Origin of the sequence: Marinicauda pacifica (assembly GCF_004793635.1) — a bacterium.
GTDB classification, from domain to species: Bacteria; Pseudomonadota; Alphaproteobacteria; order Caulobacterales; family Maricaulaceae; genus Marinicauda; species Marinicauda pacifica.
Genome location: NZ_SRXV01000009.1, coordinates 1 through 351, shown reverse-complemented (window position 1 = coordinate 351; position 351 = coordinate 1). Strand labels below are relative to the sequence as shown.

Sequence of the window (351 nt, the reverse complement as noted above, 5' to 3'; positions counted from 1 at the left end):
CCAATTGGAGCTTTTTTAAAGGCTATTTGCGGGCGGTCCCGGGGCGTCCGGCCGCGTCGGCGAATCCGGCCGGCACACGCTTGTGCTGTGCGATCTCGTCCGGCGTCAGGCCTTCCAGCTCGTGCGGGCAGACCAGCCAGCGCGCCGTCTCGTGCACGTAATAGTCCGGCGCCAGTTCGGTCTCGCGCCGTGTCGGCTTGTACCAGACGCAAGCCGTCTTCACCTCGCCCGGCATGGCCGGTCCGCACCCCTCGCGAAGCCGCCCGATCAGCGTCTCAAGACTGTGGCCGCGGTCGAACACGTCGTCCACGATCAGCAGGCGATTTTGCGGGGTGAGGCAGTCGGCCAGAT

At 66.7% G+C, this 351-nt stretch carries 1 protein-coding gene; it reads right to left on the bottom strand.

The window, feature by feature from the left end; genetic code table 11:
• Window positions 1-22: 22 nt before the first annotated feature.
• A partial coding sequence (locus E5162_RS14205) for a phosphoribosyltransferase (RefSeq protein ID WP_241973582.1) occupies window positions 23-351 on the bottom strand: 329 nt, incomplete at its 5' end.